Source organism: Halomonas koreensis (assembly GCF_031451675.1).
Classification (GTDB): Bacteria; Pseudomonadota; Gammaproteobacteria; order Pseudomonadales; family Halomonadaceae; genus Halomonas; species Halomonas koreensis.
This window is the reverse complement of record NZ_JARWAK010000009.1, coordinates 162803-178612: the sequence shown is the minus strand read 5'-3', so window position 1 is coordinate 178612 and position 15810 is coordinate 162803. Positions and strand designations below refer to the sequence as shown.

Annotated in this window: 17 protein-coding genes; 8 read left to right on the top strand and 9 right to left on the bottom strand. The window is 63.2% G+C overall.

The features are described 5' to 3' along the window. Nucleotides 1-248 precede the first annotated feature (248 nt). The 3 genes from QC818_RS11855 to QC818_RS11845 all read left to right on the top strand — a co-directional run bounded on the left by QC818_RS11855 (nt 249) and on the right by QC818_RS11845 (nt 1867). Nucleotides 249-638 carry a gamma-glutamylcyclotransferase family protein gene (locus tag QC818_RS11855; RefSeq protein ID WP_309653073.1) on the top strand — a complete coding sequence of 130 codons (390 nt, stop codon included), beginning with the start codon at nt 249-251 and terminating at the stop codon, nt 636-638. Between the two features lie 34 nt (nt 639-672). Beyond that, complete coding sequence (locus tag QC818_RS11850) at nt 673-993, top strand: hypothetical protein (protein WP_309653072.1); 321 nt, start codon at nt 673-675, stop codon at nt 991-993. Between the two features lie 133 nt (nt 994-1126). Further along, the gene (locus QC818_RS11845; protein WP_309653071.1) at nt 1127-1867 is read left to right on the top strand and encodes a dienelactone hydrolase family protein; all 741 of its coding nucleotides are present in this window, start codon (nt 1127-1129) and stop codon (nt 1865-1867) included. A 241-nt stretch (nt 1868-2108) separates the two neighbouring features. Here the strand turns inward: QC818_RS11845 and QC818_RS11840 are convergent, their stop codons facing one another. The 6 genes from QC818_RS11840 to QC818_RS11815 form a co-directional block, all read right to left on the bottom strand. Next, nucleotides 2109-2408 (bottom strand): PH domain-containing protein, encoded by a 300-nt coding sequence (locus tag QC818_RS11840; RefSeq protein WP_309653070.1) that lies wholly within the window; start codon nt 2406-2408, stop codon nt 2109-2111. 155 nt (nt 2409-2563) lie between these two features. Next, entirely contained in the window at nt 2564-3301 is a 738-nt protein-coding gene (locus QC818_RS11835) for a hypothetical protein (protein WP_309653069.1), read from the bottom strand. Between the two features lie 84 nt (nt 3302-3385). Continuing rightward, complete coding sequence (locus QC818_RS11830; protein ID WP_309653068.1) at nt 3386-3784, bottom strand: DUF6228 family protein; 399 nt, start codon at nt 3782-3784, stop codon at nt 3386-3388. A gap of 99 nt (nt 3785-3883) precedes the next feature. After that, nucleotides 3884-6055: an SEC-C metal-binding domain-containing protein gene (locus tag QC818_RS11825; RefSeq protein WP_309653067.1), complete on the bottom strand. Its 2172-nt coding sequence runs from the start codon at nt 6053-6055 to the stop codon at nt 3884-3886. Nucleotides 6056-6314: 259 nt separating this feature from the next. Beyond that, nucleotides 6315-7340: an NERD domain-containing protein gene (locus QC818_RS11820; RefSeq protein WP_309653066.1), complete on the bottom strand. Its 1026-nt coding sequence runs from the start codon at nt 7338-7340 to the stop codon at nt 6315-6317. A 132-nt stretch (nt 7341-7472) separates the two neighbouring features. Beyond that, on the bottom strand, nt 7473-7835 hold the full coding sequence (locus QC818_RS11815) for a glutaredoxin family protein (protein WP_309653065.1): 363 nt from the start codon (nt 7833-7835) through the stop codon (nt 7473-7475). Nucleotides 7836-7978: 143 nt separating this feature from the next. Between QC818_RS11815 and QC818_RS11810 the strand changes: the two genes are divergently transcribed. Next, nucleotides 7979-9055 (top strand): J domain-containing protein, encoded by a 1077-nt coding sequence (locus QC818_RS11810; protein ID WP_309653064.1) that lies wholly within the window; start codon nt 7979-7981, stop codon nt 9053-9055. Nucleotide 9056: 1 nt separating this feature from the next. After that, complete coding sequence (locus QC818_RS11805) at nt 9057-9473, top strand: hypothetical protein (protein ID WP_309653063.1); 417 nt, start codon at nt 9057-9059, stop codon at nt 9471-9473. A 155-nt stretch (nt 9474-9628) separates the two neighbouring features. Here the strand turns inward: QC818_RS11805 and QC818_RS11800 are convergent, their stop codons facing one another. After that, complete coding sequence (locus QC818_RS11800) at nt 9629-11941, bottom strand: mechanosensitive ion channel family protein (protein ID WP_309653062.1); 2313 nt, start codon at nt 11939-11941, stop codon at nt 9629-9631. Nucleotides 11942-12036: 95 nt separating this feature from the next. Between QC818_RS11800 and QC818_RS11795 the strand changes: the two genes are divergently transcribed. Next, complete coding sequence (locus QC818_RS11795) at nt 12037-13032, top strand: amidoligase family protein (protein WP_309653061.1); 996 nt, start codon at nt 12037-12039, stop codon at nt 13030-13032. Then, nucleotides 13029-13712 (top strand): gamma-glutamyl-gamma-aminobutyrate hydrolase family protein, encoded by a 684-nt coding sequence (locus QC818_RS11790; RefSeq protein WP_309653060.1) that lies wholly within the window; start codon nt 13029-13031, stop codon nt 13710-13712. Before QC818_RS11795 ends, QC818_RS11790 begins: the two co-directional genes overlap by 4 nt. 46 nt (nt 13713-13758) lie before the next feature. Here the strand turns inward: QC818_RS11790 and QC818_RS11785 are convergent, their stop codons facing one another. Continuing rightward, the gene (locus QC818_RS11785; protein ID WP_309653059.1) at nt 13759-14184 is read right to left on the bottom strand and encodes an OsmC family protein; all 426 of its coding nucleotides are present in this window, start codon (nt 14182-14184) and stop codon (nt 13759-13761) included. A gap of 161 nt (nt 14185-14345) precedes the next feature. On the opposite strand from QC818_RS11785, the gene QC818_RS11780 reads away from it, so the two are divergent. Beyond that, nucleotides 14346-15230: an aldo/keto reductase gene (locus QC818_RS11780; protein ID WP_309653058.1), complete on the top strand. Its 885-nt coding sequence runs from the start codon at nt 14346-14348 to the stop codon at nt 15228-15230. A 20-nt stretch (nt 15231-15250) separates the two neighbouring features. On the opposite strand, the gene QC818_RS11775 is transcribed toward QC818_RS11780, so the two are convergent. Then, on the bottom strand, nt 15251-15760 hold the full coding sequence (locus tag QC818_RS11775; protein ID WP_309653057.1) for a hypothetical protein: 510 nt from the start codon (nt 15758-15760) through the stop codon (nt 15251-15253). Between the last annotated feature and the right edge of the window lie 50 nt (nt 15761-15810).

The window sequence follows — 15810 nt, the reverse complement described above, 5'->3', positions numbered from 1 at the left end:
GGGAGCGCAGCTCTGCTGCGCGAATGGCGCCGTCAGGCGCCCTTGAGGCTCCCCTATCACTTGCCCCCTGGCGCCCCGGCTTGCCGCGCGATGAGGGTGTCGTCTTTGACCTTTGTGGGAGCACAGCTCTGCTGCGCGAATGGCGCCGTCAGGCGCCCTTGAGGCTCCCCTGTCACTTGCCCCCTTCACTGTCGGGCGCAAGGCGCTCTGGTAGACTGAGCCGCCCAGTCGCGGAGAGGACAGCCCCCATGCACAGCCCCGCCATCGCCATCCGCCGCACGCCCCTGGTCGCCGTCTACGGCACCCTGAAGCGCGGCCTGGGCAACCATCACTGGCTGGACGGCGCCGACTTCCTGGGCGAGGATCGCCTCACCAGCGCCCGCCTCTACGACCTCGGCTTCTGCCCCGGCGCCCGGGCCGAGCCCTCGCGGGGCATCGTGGTGGAGGTGTTTCGCGTCGATGCGGCCCTGCTCGCCGGCCTGGACCGGCTGGAAGACTTCCGGGTCCGTGCCCCCTACGCGGGCATGTACCACCGCGATGTCCACGCCACTGCCTACGGCCCCGCCTGGCTGTATCTCTACAACCACGACGTCACCGGCCGCCCGGTGATCGACGAGGGCGGCTGGCCCGCTCGCTGATTGCCCCGTCCCGTCATCGAAGAAGGAATGCCCCGTGAGCCGACTGCTCTCCCTGGCGCTGATCGCCGGCCTCGCCTATGGCGGCCTCTACCTCTACTACGGCGCCGCGGTGGAAGCCGCCGTCGAGGATGCCCTGGCCGACATGGGCCTGACCGCCCTGACCGTCGAGGACATCGACTACGCCCCCACCGCCCCGCTCGGCCGAGAGGCGACCATCACCGCCGATATCGTCTACCAGGGCGCCGCCGCCAGTATCGACCTGACCCTGCACGGCCACCCGCTGTTCTCCGAGGAGATCCGGCTCGAACTCGGCGGGCTTCAGGCCCTGCGGCTGACCATCGGTGGCGGTCAGTGACGATCCGTTGGTGTCCTCTGCGGGGCGCCCTGCGTTCGCTATGGTAGGGATGATCGCCTTCATCGGCGTATAGCGCCCGACGCCCAGCCGGGCCTTGCGGTTTCATCCTCGCCTTCGACCAACCGGAGCCACCATGTCCCGAACCATCGAGATCCCCGCCGCCGACGGCACCATCGACGCCCAGCTCCTGACGCCCGAGAGCGCCACCGCCCCGCTGCCCGCCGTGGTGCTGTTCACCGACATCGGCGGCCTGCGTGCCTGCTATCACGACAAGGCCCGGCGTATCGCGGACAACGGCTACGCCGTGCTGATGCCCAATATCTACTACCGCGATGCGACCGGGCCCGTCGTGCCGGCGGGGGCGTCCTTTCGCGACCCGCAGGTGCGAACGACCCTGCACGAGTATGCCGGCCGCCTGACGCCCGAGGCCCAGGCCCGCGACTTCGCCGCCCTGCTGGCCGCCATCGAGGCCCGGCCCGAGTTCGCGGATGGCCCGCTGGGCGTGGTCGGCTATTGCCTGACCGGCGCCTTCGCGCTGCGCATGGCGGCCGAACACCCCGACCGCGTGGCCGCCGCGGCCGGCTTCCACTCCGCCAACCTGGCGAAGGAAGACGACGCCGACAGCCTCGTCAAGGTGGTGGGCAACATCCGCGGCCGGGTCTACCTCGGCCATGCCGACGGCGACGAGCTGCTGCCGCCCGACCAGATCGCCCGCCTCGACGAGGCGCTGGCCGGAGCAGGCGTGCACTTCACCACCGAGCTCTACCGGGGCGCGGCCCACGGCTTCACCGCCCGGGACGCGCCCTCCTACGACCCCACTGCCGACGAGCTGCACCACAAGCGGCTCGCCATGCTCCTGGAGGAGACCCTGTAACGCGACCCACCGTCAGCGGCCCCCTCCGGCGGGGCCGCAGCGACGCGCCCGCGAGGGAAGTCAATGGTGCCTTTCCTTGATGACTCTGAATGCCTTCTTTCGGCCAGAAGCGGTCTTTCGGGGAGTCCTCATATAACGCCCTGATAATTGGCAAATTTTGCTGGGGTGGTTTTTGCGCGCGAAGCGCAATTGCAAAAATCAGCACAGTAAAATTTGTCCGATTAATCAGTTTGTTAGCTGATTATTTACTTAGCAGATTAATCCACTCTTTGGGATTGGCTAAAATGAATTGATACTCGCTGCCATCTAGAAGCGTAATTTGTATCGCGTCTGATGTTACAGGAAAGATACCTCCTCCCTTACCCAAACATTTTTCTACCTTTGATATTTCATTTCGTTCAAGTTCATACGGGCCAAGTCCTAATTTCTTATTATAGGGCTCAAAATAAATATTGGTTTCAGTCACATAAAGCTTCCCGTCTGCTCGTGCAACACCATTTTGAATTGTCGCGACAGAAGATTTTATGAAATTTTCTTGCATGCCTTTCACTCCTTTGTCCTTTGGATTGAACTTTGAAACCTACACCGATCTAGAATGGGTGCACCAATCAGCTAACGCCCCAAGCAGGGGCATATTTTTGCGTTTTGAGCGCAGCGAAGCAAAAATATGTCCCGCTGCCTTGGCTTGTTAGTTGATTATATGAAATGCAGCAATAGCCTTCCAAGAGAATTCACCAAGTCTCGGCTGTAACCGGCTAACCACCTGTTCGCGTCGTTGTCAAAATGGGAATCACTAAAGCTATTTCTTGAATTTGCTATTGCGCTCGTTAATGTAGATATACTTGTGACCATTTGCTGTGGGAATGGCCCTCTTTTGTTGAGTTTTGCAACTATGTCATCACGCACTATCTTTGACAGCGGGATCAACTCTGTTTGAGATTCATTCTCAGGGCTGTGTTTACGTATGTATGATTTGTAAAGGCCTTCGAGACAGGTGTACGCCAAAGTCATCGCGTTGTTGAAGTTACCCGAATCTATGGCATTGTCGATTTTCGCCAATGTAACGTTCAACCTTTCAGAGTTCCACGCATCTACAGGTACTTTAACCTTAGGGACCGGATTCCCTCCACCAAAAAGATACGCGCTTAGCTCTTGAGACTCTTCAGGAAAATGGGGGCTGACGATATCAAGGAAGGCTCGGAAGGCTTCGTATCTCGTAGCTTCATCTAAGCCATTCAAAATGTCCCAATAGAAGTCCCGCCGGCTTGTGCTTTTACCAGCTTTTTGCCTCTGATCCATGTAGAGGCTATAGCTAGGAAGTCCCGGATCAAACTGCTGAACAACCCTTATAAACTGCGACCCGCTATGGTAAGCAGGCGTATCCTTTTTATCTAGGATATTAAAAAGCCTTGTGTAGGCTGAAATCCATTGCACGGAACTCTCCGGTTGATCAACTAACGCCTTGGGTAAGCTGCCGGTGCGAAGCGCAGCGTAGTACCGGTCAGCTTCACCCACTGGTTAGCTGGGTGATGGCCCGAAGAAAGCTCGAGCCTTCTTGGCTAGACTAGGCAGTTGGCCAAATTCGGACTTGAGCTGGGTTTGCACCCGCCATTCCTCAGCACACCCCAAATGGTTCATTTCAACGTCAAAGGTTATGTTTCCACGCACGTTACAGCTGGCGTACAACTTGAATTCACCTTCAAGAGATTCCCAGCCTTCCGACGTTTCCCAAGGTTTACTTTGCGATGCCATCCATTCGAATAGATCTGCCAGCCCATGGGTGTCTGTATAGGCCCACACGTCCCTCTGACAACTTACAGGCCCCGATGAGAGCGCTACCGAGAAGTTATCGCCATTGACGCCGAAAAAAAGCAATTCAGCTTCCGTCTCTGATGATTGGACTCGAAACTCTTTCATGCTTTCTCCAGCTAACGCCTTGCTCACCGATAAATTAGGAGCGCAGCGAGTAATTTATCCGAGTGCAGCTTTTTGTTAGGCATGGCTAGATCAAGGACCTCAGCTTAAGCAGCACTTCTTGTATTTTCTCCCGCTTCCACATGGGCACTTTTCATTGCGCCCAATCTTCTTAGATTTCCTAGTTACTGTTTCAAAGTTAACCTTCTTTTTTCCTTTCAACGATTGCGGCCTAGGAAGATCCTTAGTCATCTCATCCATTTCATCTGACTGCTGCCATTTGAAATCCCTATTAACGCCAAATCTCAATCTTTGGGACCTGGCACCAATGCACACACCGAACCATTGGTTAGCCTTCTGATCATACTTCCTTAGCTCACAATGACGCTCCAATCGCTTCGCGGCCTCGGCGTCCGAATTATCATTACAATGAATAGTAAGCCCCGTCCTGCCTTCACTAATGCCAAGTGTTAAATCATGATGCTTACCATCTTTCTTCCCCAGCTCAACTAGTTTCGATATTCCGTCATTTATCATTTCGATTGTGTCGCCACTAAGTGTCAACAGCATAAATCCGAAATCTATAGTGGCTGGATGGTCACGTGTTTCAATGTCCTTGATCAATTTATCGAAGTGCGTTCCTTCGTACTTTGTCAATATCCCATCTGGAGTCTCGCTACCAGGAATGCCATCCCGCCTTGCCAGCATTGCAAGATCTAGGTCAGCGCAGATGTCATCTCCTAGCTGCATCATTGTATACTCCCCATCCATCCAAAGATTTTGTTTTAGATGGTATGACAAGATTGTTAGCTCGTGTGTGGATAATATTTTATCGCCATACAGCGTTCTTCTATTGACGTAGCTTAGAAAATGCAGAGGAGACTTCAGCATCTCCGTTATGACATCCAAGAAGAAGACATCCATCACAAAAGCTGGCTTGATCACATCAGTAGGCTTTTGCTCGAGGAACTGCCTAGCTTGAAATGACAATGCTGGATAATGATCAGAAACTACGCAGAAAGGATAAATCTCCTTGAACTCTCTGTTAATCGCTATTTCATTAGCCTGTTCATCGAAAAGTTTGTAGTTACTATCATTCAAATAATTCGAGCATGAAAGGGCTTGATCATATGCATCTTGCACAGCCTTCTTGAAGTCGTCCTTTAGAGATAAGTCATTCCCTTTGCGAGCAGCTATAGTTAGCTTTTTTGACTTTGCCTGCAACACTATTGCTCTGTTTGCAAACACAACAAGCACATCTATTTCACCGGCTTTGTTGTTCTTATCGTCTACTATATCAACGTTTTGAAAGACTCGCTTTTCTCCGAAAACACGCTTAAGCCGTCCGCTTGAAAATTCTTCTGTAAACTCACCACGATGACGCATCGCAATATTTTTATACGATGCATCAGAATTGAACCAGAAAAATGGTGTCTCGTAGAACGCCTCTACCAAACTGTAATTCTGAAACAATAGATATTTATCTTCTTGCAGCTTTATGATTGGATAGGCGTTTATCGGATTAAAGTCGTCCAAGGACTTAAAATCGCTCTGCCCAATTGGTGAAACAAACGATTCAATAATATTTTTAACAATCTCTGCATCCAATTCGGACTTCTCGACTATTTCTCCTAAGGAAAGGGTATAGGCCTCAAAGACAGTCCATTCATCTGGATTTTTATCAATCAGACTAACAAAGACATCATTAATCTTATCGTTCTGTAAAGCCTGAATTGACGAAATAGTAGAGATAGCTTGCTCTAGTGAATAGCCTTTGTTTTCAATCAGCCATGCATTATCTTTTCTATATTTATCTTTCGCTAAATCTCTATACTGAAAGTGATATGCTGATTCACCACCATAAAAAATTGATTCTCTTAATAAGGCGCCAGAGGTGAAGGGGTTAAAGTTATCACCCCCAATTTTAGTAGGGTCAAATACCTCTTGCATTGGTGGCATCATGGATTGATGCAATTCCTGAAGTAGAGCATCAGTTCTACTAACATACTCTTGCATCAGGTCTGGCGAAGGCAATGTTTCATCTATATCCTTTTTACATGCCAGTCCAATTAGTGTAGATATTTCTGTTCTTACCAAACGCTCCATTGAGAATTGTTGCAATACGTCTTCAGGCTTCACTTCATCGGCGTACCTGATGGTATTATCTCGAAAACAGAAATATGCGATTGCGTGAATGTAGCCAGGAGATTGACAAAGATCCTCCAGTTCTTTGAATACGTCGCTTTCATTTCTAGCTTTTTTATTTAGCGGCATTCATCACTCTCCATATTGCATTGCCTAACAGGTATTAGACGGAACACTCTGATATTGAATGAACGCGAAGGCGCGTTCAACAATGTTATACAGCGCAGCGCGCATCCCATAACCTACTGAAAAACATTGCAATTAAGTATAGCTCGGCAGCATAACCCCAATCATCGTGCATGCTGCATATCCCCGATGAACATGCTCGCTGCCTTTGCCGGCATGTCTCATTCGGGTCGTTAACAGCCCCTCTTAGATCATTCACGGCTCACCCTCCCTGGAAATACACCAGGTAGTGGTGCTTGCAGGAGCGGCAGGTGGCGGTATAGCGCGGCCCCGCCTTGTTGATTCGGACGCTCTTCTCTCCACACTCGGGGCAAGCGTCCTGCTTCATGGAGGTGTTGGTGCCGCACTGTTGGCACTTGATGTAGTAGCCGTATTGGCCGTACATCCCGGTGAGCCGCTCGGCTTCGCCGCAACGCTTGCAGGTAAGCAGGTGATCGCCCGTGACATGCTGGCGAGTCGGATGTCCGGCCAGGGGCAACGTAGGTGGGGCCGCGTCGGCGTCATGCATGGTCGGGTCGCGTTGCGGGGATCGGGTTTCCGGGGGCGCTTCCGCCACGCCACCGGCCGGGGAGACATGGCCTTCCTGCCGAGCGGCGACCCGTTCGGTATGCGCCAGCAGGAAGCGGCCGAGATTATCCAATTCGGTTGGAGAAAACTTCGGCTTGGCCTTGAGGAAGGCCATCGTCATGCCGCCGACGAGGTCGCGTACCTTGCCGGCGACGAATTCGGTCTTGATGACGCGGTGGGAGACGTCCTTGGGCATCCGGTCGCGATGCAGGATGGCGGTGCTGGAGACGGCGCACAGGATCTGCCAGTCCCGGCCTCCCACCTTCCCCTGAACGCCCAGGAGCTTGCCGAGCAGCTGCTCGACATTGTCGCGGATCAGGCGGTAGAGCAGCGTCTTCTGGAGCTCCGCCTGGCGAATGGGCGACTTGATGCCCGACCACTGCCCGCGATAGCTACGCGACCACTCCCCTTCGGCGTTGACCCTGACCTCACCGACGATGCTCTTCGATTCGATGATGATGAAGCCATAGGGATGGATCACCAGGTGATCGATCTGGGCCCGTTCCCCCTCGTGCTCGATCACCAGGTCGTGGATCACGCGAACCTGATCGTTGTCGCCGAACTCCCGCCGCAGGTGGAAGGCCACGTCCTGCTCCTGCTTGTGGCCGTAGAAGCCGCGCTCGTCGGTGCCGGCATAGGCGTCCTTTTCCTTGAGTATCATCCCTGTGCTCCCTGCGTCGGGCCGACATCTTCGGCCGGCTCCTGGGTTCCCTGTCGTCTGTATGGCATCGCGGCGGAAAGGGTGTCGATACGACCATGGACCAGTCCGGGCGGGCCGGGATGGCGATGTGCCTCAGGAGAAGCGGGTACGCAGGTAGCGAATGATCGCCGCGGACTCGTACAACCAGCGCTCGCCGTCGGCCTCCCGGATGTGCAGGCAGGGCGTCTGGGCCTTGCCGCCGCCGGCCTCCAGGGCGCGGCGATGCTCGGGGTCGAGGCGCACGTCGCGCTCGGCGATGTCGAGCCCCAGGCGCGTCACCTCCCGCTTGACCCGCATTCCATAGGGACAGCGCCAGGCCAGGTAGAGGGTCAAGGCCTCGCAGTCGCGATCCACCCAGGCCTGTGCCTCGGGATCACGGTGCACTTCCTGGGTGGTGCCGAGCCGCTCGGCCACCCAGATCAGCGGGGCCAGCAGGGCCTTCCATAAAGGTCGCATCGTCGCGTTCTCCGTCAACGGTCAAGATAGGGCGTCCACCGCCGATAACCTGGACGCTACCACATTCCCGCCGCGGGCTTGCCATGGCAGGGGCCCGGGGCGAACATGGCCGACCGATAACGCATGCACCCAAGAGTCAGGGAATGACCGCCACTCCCTTTTCCACCTTCGAGCTGCTGCTCCTCCAGAGCCGGGACCAGGCCGACAGCGCCGCCCTGTTGCTGCTGTGCTGGGTGCTGACCCACCGGGGCACGGTAGGGGAAGCGGAGCGCGCCCACCTGGTCGCCCTGACCGGGGCCTTCCGCCATGGCCACGACCTGGCGCCGGTGCTGGAGGTCGCCGCCAGCCAGGACCTGAGCGCCATCCAGCTGGCCGCCGAGGTGCTGCAGAAGGAACTCCACGGCGAGTCGGCCCGGGCCTTCCTGCGCCTGGCGATCACCCTGGCCACCGACGGCGACGAGCCGACCCTGGCCAATCATCACGTGCTGCGCTTCCTCGCCGACCTGCTCGGCGTGGCCCCAGCCGAGTTCGCCGCGCTCTACGCCTCCCAGGCCGGCCGGCGCCTGGCGGAGCCCGACGACCCCAGCCAGCGAGCCTACTGGCGGCGGCGCGAGGGCCGCGCCCAGGACACCGGGCAGGAAGGCGCCAGCCGGGGGCACCACGAGGAGACGGCCGAGGCAGCCGACGACCGTGCCTCGCGCCGCGCCGAGCGAGCCGAGGCCCGGCGCCAGGCCCGCGAGGCCAGGGAGGAGGCCAAGCGCCAGCGCCAGGCGGCCAGGCGCGAGGCGAAGACTCGACGGCGCGAGGAGCGCGAGGCCGCCCGCCAGCGCAAGCAGGCCCAGCGCGAGGCCGAGCGCCGCCGCCGCCAGGCCCAGCGCGAGGCCCGCCGCCACGAGCGCGAGCGCGCCGGCGAGCGGCAGCGCCATGACGACGCCAGGCAGCGAGAGGAGGCGCACCGGCAGCAGGAGCAGCGGCGCCGGCACGAGCAGGCCCATCGCCGCCCGGAGCCGCCGCCGGACCCGCGGCGACGCAGCGCCCTGTCGGTGCTGGGGCTGGAGCCGGGCGCCAGCCGCAGCGAGATCCGCAAGGCCTACCGGCGGCTGGCCCAGGCTCACCATCCGGACCGCTTCCATCACGAGGGCGAGGCGATCGTCGCCAGCGCCTCGCGGCGCTTCCAGCGGATCCGCCGCGCCTATGACTTCCTGATGAAGGTGAGCTGAGATGCGCGACCTCTACCAGCGACTGCGAATCACGCCCGAGGCCGAGGCGGCCGAGATCGCCGCGGCCATCGAGCGTTGCCAGCACACCGCGCTCAAGGCCGATGCCGCCACCGTGCTCCAGGCCGAGTGGCGCCGGGCCGAGTACGACGCCCTCCACGACACCCTCTCCGACATCGGTCGCCTGCGGGCCCGGCTGGGCCTGACCCATGCCCCCTACTGGCGGGCGGGGCCGGCCGACGACTTCTCGCTGCCGCCGGGGCCGCCCGGCTCGCGCTTCGAGGAGTGGATGCAGCGGCTCAACCGCGCCGCCCGGGCCCACAACCGCTGGCGGCGCCTGCGGCTGGGCTGGTGGCTGGCGACGCTGTGGCTGGCGACCCTGGCCGGCGGCGTCGCCCTGGGCCACTTCGTCCTGCCCTGACGCCCCTCGCCGCTAGGCTCTGTCTGAAAAGTCGGTGAGCGAAGGCTAGACAAGGCAAAAATCGGTGAAAAGACGGAGTTTACAGGTAGTAAATGAGTACTTTGAGCCGATTTTTAACGCCGTATAGCCGAGCGCAGGCACTTTTCAGACATTGCCTAGGGGGACGGGTCCGGCGAGGCGCCCCGGGCGCTGGTCTCGCGCTGCGGGTCCGCGGCGCCGGCCTCGCCGCGCCGGCGGCCGGCGGCATCGCGCCCCTCGCCCCACTCGCCGCTGCCGTCCAGGCGGCCGCCGCCGTGGCCTTCCATGCTGACGCTGAGCCGCGGCACGCCCAGGTCGACGTGCTGCTCTTCCATGCGCTGCTTGAGCAGCAGGTTGAAGGCCCGGGCCACGTCCCACTGCATCTCCGGCGCGGTGCGAAAGCGCATCCGCAGCAGCGGGCAGCCGTCGACGAACTCGTGGATGCCCTGCATCTCCAGCGGCGACCAGATGTAGTGACGCATCATCGGATCCTGGCGCAGGGCCTGGGCGGTCTCCTGCATCAGGGTGATGGCATCGTCGATCTTCATGTCGTAGGGGATGCGGATCTTCATCAGCGCGATGCCGAACTGCCGCGACATGTTGTGGATCGACTCGATGCGGCTGAAGGTGATGATGTGCACGATGCCGTCCAGGTCGCGCAGGCGCACCGTGCGCAGGGTCAGCCCCTCGACGGAACCCATGTGGCCATTGATGCGCACGAAGTCGTCCACCGCCAGGGAATCCTCGATGAGGATGAAGATGCCGGTGATCAGGTCCTGCACCAGGGTCTGGGCGCCGAAGCCCACCGCCAGGCCGATCACCCCGGCGCCGGCCAGCAGCGGCGTGACGTTCACGCCCAGGTTGGCCAGGCCGACGATGGCGGCGATGATCACGATGGTGGCGAAGATGATGTTGCGGATCATCGGCGTGATGGTCTGGGCCCGGGCCTGGTTGACGCGGCGCCCGCGGGAGCGCGCCGAGGACACCAGGGCGCGCTGGATGGCGGTGTCGGCGAAGATCCAGGCCAGCCAGGCCAGCAGCACCGTGAAGCCGATGCCCAGCAGCGCCTGGCCGATGCGCACGCTGGCCACCCCTTGGCTGCCGATGCCCACCAGGGAGGCGCCCCACACCTGCAGCGACAGCTCGGCGAAGGCGATCCAGGCCAGCACGTGGCACAGCGCGTAGCCGAAGCGCTCCAGGCGCCGGCGGTACTCGCGCCGATAGCGCCGCTTGGCCCGGCGCTCGGCGTGGCGGCGGACCAGCCCGGCGACCACCAGGGTCAGCACCAGCAGCGAGGCGGTGATGATCGAGCGGGCCAGCGCCGTGCCCACGTCGCCGCCGGTGACGAAGATCGCCACCAGCGAGCCGCCCACCAGCAGCAGCGCCGGCACGTGCCAGAGGCCGCCCACCGTGCGCGCCATGTCGGCGGCGTTGCTGCTCTCGCAGCGATGGCGGTAGGAGCGGTTGCGGATCAGGTGGGTGATCGGCCGCTTGAAGCGCAGGATGAAGCGCCCGCTCATCAGCCCCGCGAGGATGTTGGCGATCACCGAGAGCAGGCTGGCCAGGTCGCTGCCGATGGCCTCGGTCAGCCCCGAGGAATTGAAGGCGTCGCCCAGGGCGATCAGGGCGCCGATCACGAACAGCGGGCGCAGGGCCCGCTGGTGGAGGTGGCGCACGGCGACGTAGCGGTGGCCGCGGGTGAACACCGAGATCACCGTCTCGACCACCACCGCCAGGGTGCGCCCGCACAGCGCCACATAGGCCAGCACCAGCGCGCCGGTACGCCCGGCGCTCTCCGGCACCAGCTGGGCGACGCCCAGCACCAGCAGGAAGGCCAGCGCCCAGGGCAGCAGGCGCCGCAGGAAGTGCAGCGCCAGCAGCGCGCCCCGGGGCTCCCGCGGCAGGTCCAGGGGCCAGTCCCGGCGCTGGAAGAGCATCCGCCCCAGGGCGATCAGGATCACCAGCAGGCCGCCCCAGATGCCCACCAGCACCGCCAGCTCGATGCCGAAGCTCAGCAGGGCCCCGTCGCCGGTGCGCACCACCAGGTCGCGCAGTTCCGACCAGCCCTGGCGGAACTGTCGCCGCCACTCGTTCAGCGGCGAGCCGCCCGCCTCGGCTTGGTCGCCCAGGTCGTTGAAGGCGTCCGCCAGGGCCCCCAGCAGGCCCTGTTGGCTGGTGAGGCCCTCGCCCTCCACCACCTCGCCGTTGACCGAGCGCAGCGCCTCCAGGTCGGCGAGCAGCTCGCCGCGACGGGCGTCGTCCTCCAGGGTATCGATGATGCGGTCCAGGGAGCGCTGCAGGGCCTCGGGATCATGGCCGTCCTCGTTGGCCTGGCCGCCGAGGGCGGACAGCGGCAGGGACTGGGCGCCGACCGCCAGGGGCAGGGCCATCAGAATCAGCAGCAGCAGGCCTGGCAGGATCGGCAAGCGGCGGTGCATCGCGGGCAACATCGAATCTCCCTGGGTGGTGAGGGGGCGTGGTTCCCTCGTCCTGTACGCGGCGGGCAGTATGTTAGGCTGCCGACTACCGTCACAAGGATGCCGTCATGACGCCGCAACCGCCACCCGTGCCGCGCAATGCCCAGGGACGGCTCCGCCGGGTCGGAGTCGAGATCGAGTTCGCCGGCCTGCCCCCGCGGGAGACCGCCGAGCTGGTGCGCGACTGCTTCGGCGGTGAGGTCGAGGTGCTGAGCCCGCACCGCCTGAGGGTCGAGGGGGCCCGCTGGGGCAGCTTCGGCATCGAACTGGACACCCAGTACGCCCATCCCGACGAGCGCCACCTCGACCCCGAGGCCTACCGGGACAGCGAGTGGGAACGCATGCGCCGCGACTTCCACCACCGCACCCGGGAGCTGATCGGCGACGTGGTCACCGGGCTGGTGCCCACCGAGATCGTCTGCCCGCCGGTGCCCTGGGACGAGCTGGGCGAGCTGGATGCCCTCTTCGAGGCGCTGCGCGAGCACGGCGCCAAGGGCACCGACGCCAGCCTGCTGTTCGGCTTCGGCCTGCACCTCAACCCCGAGGCGCCGAGCCTGGAGGTCGGCAGCATCCTGGCCCACCTGCGCGCCTACCTGCTCACCGCCCGCTGGCTGCGCGAGCAGATCCAGGTCGACATCACCCGGGAGGTGCTGCCGCATGCCAATCCCTTTCCCCGGGCCTACGCCCTCAAGGTACTGGACCCGGACTATGCCCCGGACCTGGAGACGCTGATCGACGACTACCTGGCGGACAACCCGACCCGCAACCGTGAGCTCGACCTGCTGCCGCTGTTCGCCCACCTGCACCCGACCCACCCCCACGAGCTGCTGGACGATCAGCTGATCAAGCCGCGCCCCACCTACCACTACCGTCTGCCCAATGCCCAGCTCTCCGAGCCCGGCTGGGGCGCGGCCCGGGAGTGGAACCGCTGGCTGGAGGTGGAGGCCCTGGCCGCCGCCCCGGAGACCCTGGCCGAGCGCGGCGCCGAGTACCTGGCTCGCCATCGACCCGCCTGGCCGATCCGCTGGTGGCGCGCCCTGCGCCGGAGGTTCGAGCGCCCATGAGCCGGACGACCCGCCCGCTGATCGGCATCACCACCTCCGACCGCAAGAGCCGCATCGCCTGGTGGTTCGACTGGTTCGCCGTCTGGCGCCACGGCGGCCGCCCCCTGCGGCTGTCGCCCGCCCGGCCGCGCCCCGACCGCCTGGACGGCCTGATCATCGGCGGCGGCGACGATATCGAGGCCCACCACTACGGCGGCGAGATGCAGCTCGACGTGCGCGTCGACCCGGCCCGGGACCAGCTCGAGCTGGAGCTGCTGGCGCGCTTCATCCCCGCCGGCACCCCGGTGCTGGGCATCTGCCGGGGCGCCCAGCTGATCAACGTGCACCTCGGCGGCACCCTGGATCCGGACATCTACACCACCTACGAGGGGCTCAAGCGGCGGCGCACCGTGCTGCCCCGCAAGACCGTCGACATCGTCGGCGACAGCCGGCTGAATCGCATCCTGCGCGTCGCCTGGTGCCGCATCAACAGCCTGCACCACCAGGCGGTGCGGGAGGCCGGCCGCGGCATCGAGATCGTCGCCCGGGATCGCGACGGCCTGGTACAGGCCATCGAGTCGCGGGATCACGACTTCCTGATCGGCGTGCAATGGCACCCGGAGTGGCTGATCTTCAACCGCCCCCAGCAGCGGCTGATCCATGCCCTGGTGCACGCCGCGCGGGGCGCCATGACGCGATGAGGCCACCCGCAGGTGGCCCCAGATGCCGCGACGAGACGTCCCGTCGTCACCCCTCCAGGGTGGCGTCCAGGGTGATCTCGGCGGTGAACAGCTTGGAAATCGGGCAGTTGGCCTTGGCGCCCTGGGCGGCCTCGTCGAAGGCGGCCTGATCGCAGCCCGGCACCCTGGCGGCGGTCACCAGGTGCACCCGGGTCACGGTCAGGCTGTCGGCATCCAGGCTCACCGTGGCCCGGGTGTCGATGCGCTCCGGCTCGAAGCCGGCCTCGCCCAGCATCAGCGACAGGGCCATGGAGAAGCAGCTGGCATGTGCCGCCCCGATCAGCTCCTCGGGATTGCTGCCGGCCACGCCCTCGAAGCGGGTATTGAAGCCATAGGGCTGGTCGGACAGCGCCCCGCTCTCGGTGGACACGCTGCCCTTGCCCTGCTTGACGCTGCCCTGCCACTGGGCGCTGCCGAATTTCTCGATGCTCATGACGACTCCTTGCGGGAAAAGTGGATCGGCCATCGAAACCGCGCGGCCCGACTGCAAGATGGCACAGTCCGGCGGGCCCCGCGATGATCCGATGCCTCTTGCACCATGCCCGAATCCGCGCCAGGATGAAATGGAAAATAGTTCCAAAAAGAGGTTTCGCGATGAACGACCGCGCCACCGTGCGCCTGGCGGCCACCGCCCACGAGGACGCCGTGACCCTGCCCGCCGTCGGCCAGGGCACCTGGTTCATGGGCGAGGGGCTGGCGCCCCGCGCCGACGAGGTCCGGGCCCTGCAGCAGGGGCTGGAGCTGGGCATGACGCTGATCGATACCGCCGAGATGTACGGCGACGGCGGAGCCGAGGAGGTGGTCGGCGAGGCCCTGGCCGGCCGGCGCAACCAGGCCTTCTTGGTCTCCAAGGTGTATCCCTGGAACGCCGGGCGCGACTCGGCCATCGCCGCCTGCGAGGCCAGCCTCGCGCGGCTGGGCACCGATCACCTGGATCTCTACCTGCTGCACTGGCCCGGCGGCATTCCGCTGGACGAGACCCTGGAGGCCTTCGAACGGCTGCGCGAGGCCGGCAAGATCCGCCGCTTCGGCGTCTCCAACTTCGATGTCGACGAGATGGGCAGCCTGAACGCCCTGCCGGGCGGCGGCGACTGCGCGGTCAACCAGGTGCTCTACCACCTGGGGTCGCGTGGCATCGAGCATTCGCTGCGCCCCTGGCAGCGCGATCACGGCATGCCGCTGATGGGCTACTGCCCGCTGGCCCAGGGCGGTCGGCTGCGCCGGCGCCTGCTCGACCACCCGGAGGTCACGGCGCTGGCAGCCGAGCGCGGCCTGACCCCGGCCCAGCTGCTGCTGGCCTGGGCGGTGCGCCCGGTCGAGGGTGTCCGGGACCTGATCGCCATTCCCAAGGCGGTTCAGCCGGACCACGTGCGCGACAACGCCGCCGTGCTGGACCAGCGACTCGACGACGAGGCGCTGGCCCGGCTCGACGCCGCCTTCCCCGCGCCGCGCCGCAAGGAGCCGCTGGACATCGTCTGATCACCAGGGGCTCGCCCGCCTCAGGCATCCTCGGGGGTAGTGCGCCGCCGGCGCCGCATATCGTAGCGCGGGTCCTCGAGGGCATCCCCGGCGCGGAACTCCACCGGGCCGGGCGTCGGGCGCGAGGCGTCGACGTGCTCGCGGATGCCGGAGACATCCTCGCTGCTCGCCAGGCGCGGCGGCCCCTCGGCCACCGGCTCGGCCACCAGCCGCCCCTCCCAGCTCCAGCAGCGCTGGGGCACCCGGGAGACGGCCCAGCGGCGGCCCTGCCACAGGGCCGTGCCGTCCTCGTCCAGCGTCAGCGACTCGAGGGGCACCAGGGCCGCGAACAGCCGGCTGTTGAGCACGATGCCGGTGCCGTCGAAGCGCACGCCGCCGCGATAGTCGCCGTCGGCCAGCGCCCGGGCGGCCTCCCGGGACTTCATCTGGGTTTCCAGCTGGCCCCTGCCGCAGAGATGCAGGACCCGGTCATCGATCTGCTTGACGATCCAGCAGCGCACCGGTGTCTTCCCGAACAGTCGCTTGAACATGGGCGCGATCACCTCCTGTGATGACACCGAAAGGATGGACGGGCGCAACG

Coding starts and splice junctions, on each gene's coding strand:
- QC818_RS11825 (WP_309653067.1), bottom strand. CDS start 6,055: ATGCCGCTAAATAAAAAAGCTAGAAATGAAAGCGACGTATTCAAAGAA.
- QC818_RS11815 (WP_309653065.1), bottom strand. CDS start 7,835: ATGCGACCTTTATGGAAGGCCCTGCTGGCCCCGCTGATCTGGGTGGCC.
- QC818_RS11785 (WP_309653059.1), bottom strand. CDS start 14,184: ATGAGCATCGAGAAATTCGGCAGCGCCCAGTGGCAGGGCAGCGTCAAG.
- QC818_RS11845 (WP_309653071.1), top strand. CDS start 1,127: ATGTCCCGAACCATCGAGATCCCCGCCGCCGACGGCACCATCGACGCC.
- QC818_RS11800 (WP_309653062.1), bottom strand. CDS start 11,941: ATGTTGCCCGCGATGCACCGCCGCTTGCCGATCCTGCCAGGCCTGCTG.
- QC818_RS11820 (WP_309653066.1), bottom strand. CDS start 7,340: ATGATACTCAAGGAAAAGGACGCCTATGCCGGCACCGACGAGCGCGGC.
- QC818_RS11830 (WP_309653068.1), bottom strand. CDS start 3,784: ATGAAAGAGTTTCGAGTCCAATCATCAGAGACGGAAGCTGAATTGCTT.
- QC818_RS11855 (WP_309653073.1), top strand. CDS start 249: ATGCACAGCCCCGCCATCGCCATCCGCCGCACGCCCCTGGTCGCCGTC.
- QC818_RS11805 (WP_309653063.1), top strand. CDS start 9,057: ATGCGCGACCTCTACCAGCGACTGCGAATCACGCCCGAGGCCGAGGCG.
- QC818_RS11840 (WP_309653070.1), bottom strand. CDS start 2,408: ATGCAAGAAAATTTCATAAAATCTTCTGTCGCGACAATTCAAAATGGT.
- QC818_RS11775 (WP_309653057.1), bottom strand. CDS start 15,760: ATGTTCAAGCGACTGTTCGGGAAGACACCGGTGCGCTGCTGGATCGTC.
- QC818_RS11790 (WP_309653060.1), top strand. CDS start 13,029: ATGAGCCGGACGACCCGCCCGCTGATCGGCATCACCACCTCCGACCGC.
- QC818_RS11780 (WP_309653058.1), top strand. CDS start 14,346: ATGAACGACCGCGCCACCGTGCGCCTGGCGGCCACCGCCCACGAGGAC.
- QC818_RS11795 (WP_309653061.1), top strand. CDS start 12,037: ATGACGCCGCAACCGCCACCCGTGCCGCGCAATGCCCAGGGACGGCTC.
- QC818_RS11810 (WP_309653064.1), top strand. CDS start 7,979: ATGACCGCCACTCCCTTTTCCACCTTCGAGCTGCTGCTCCTCCAGAGC.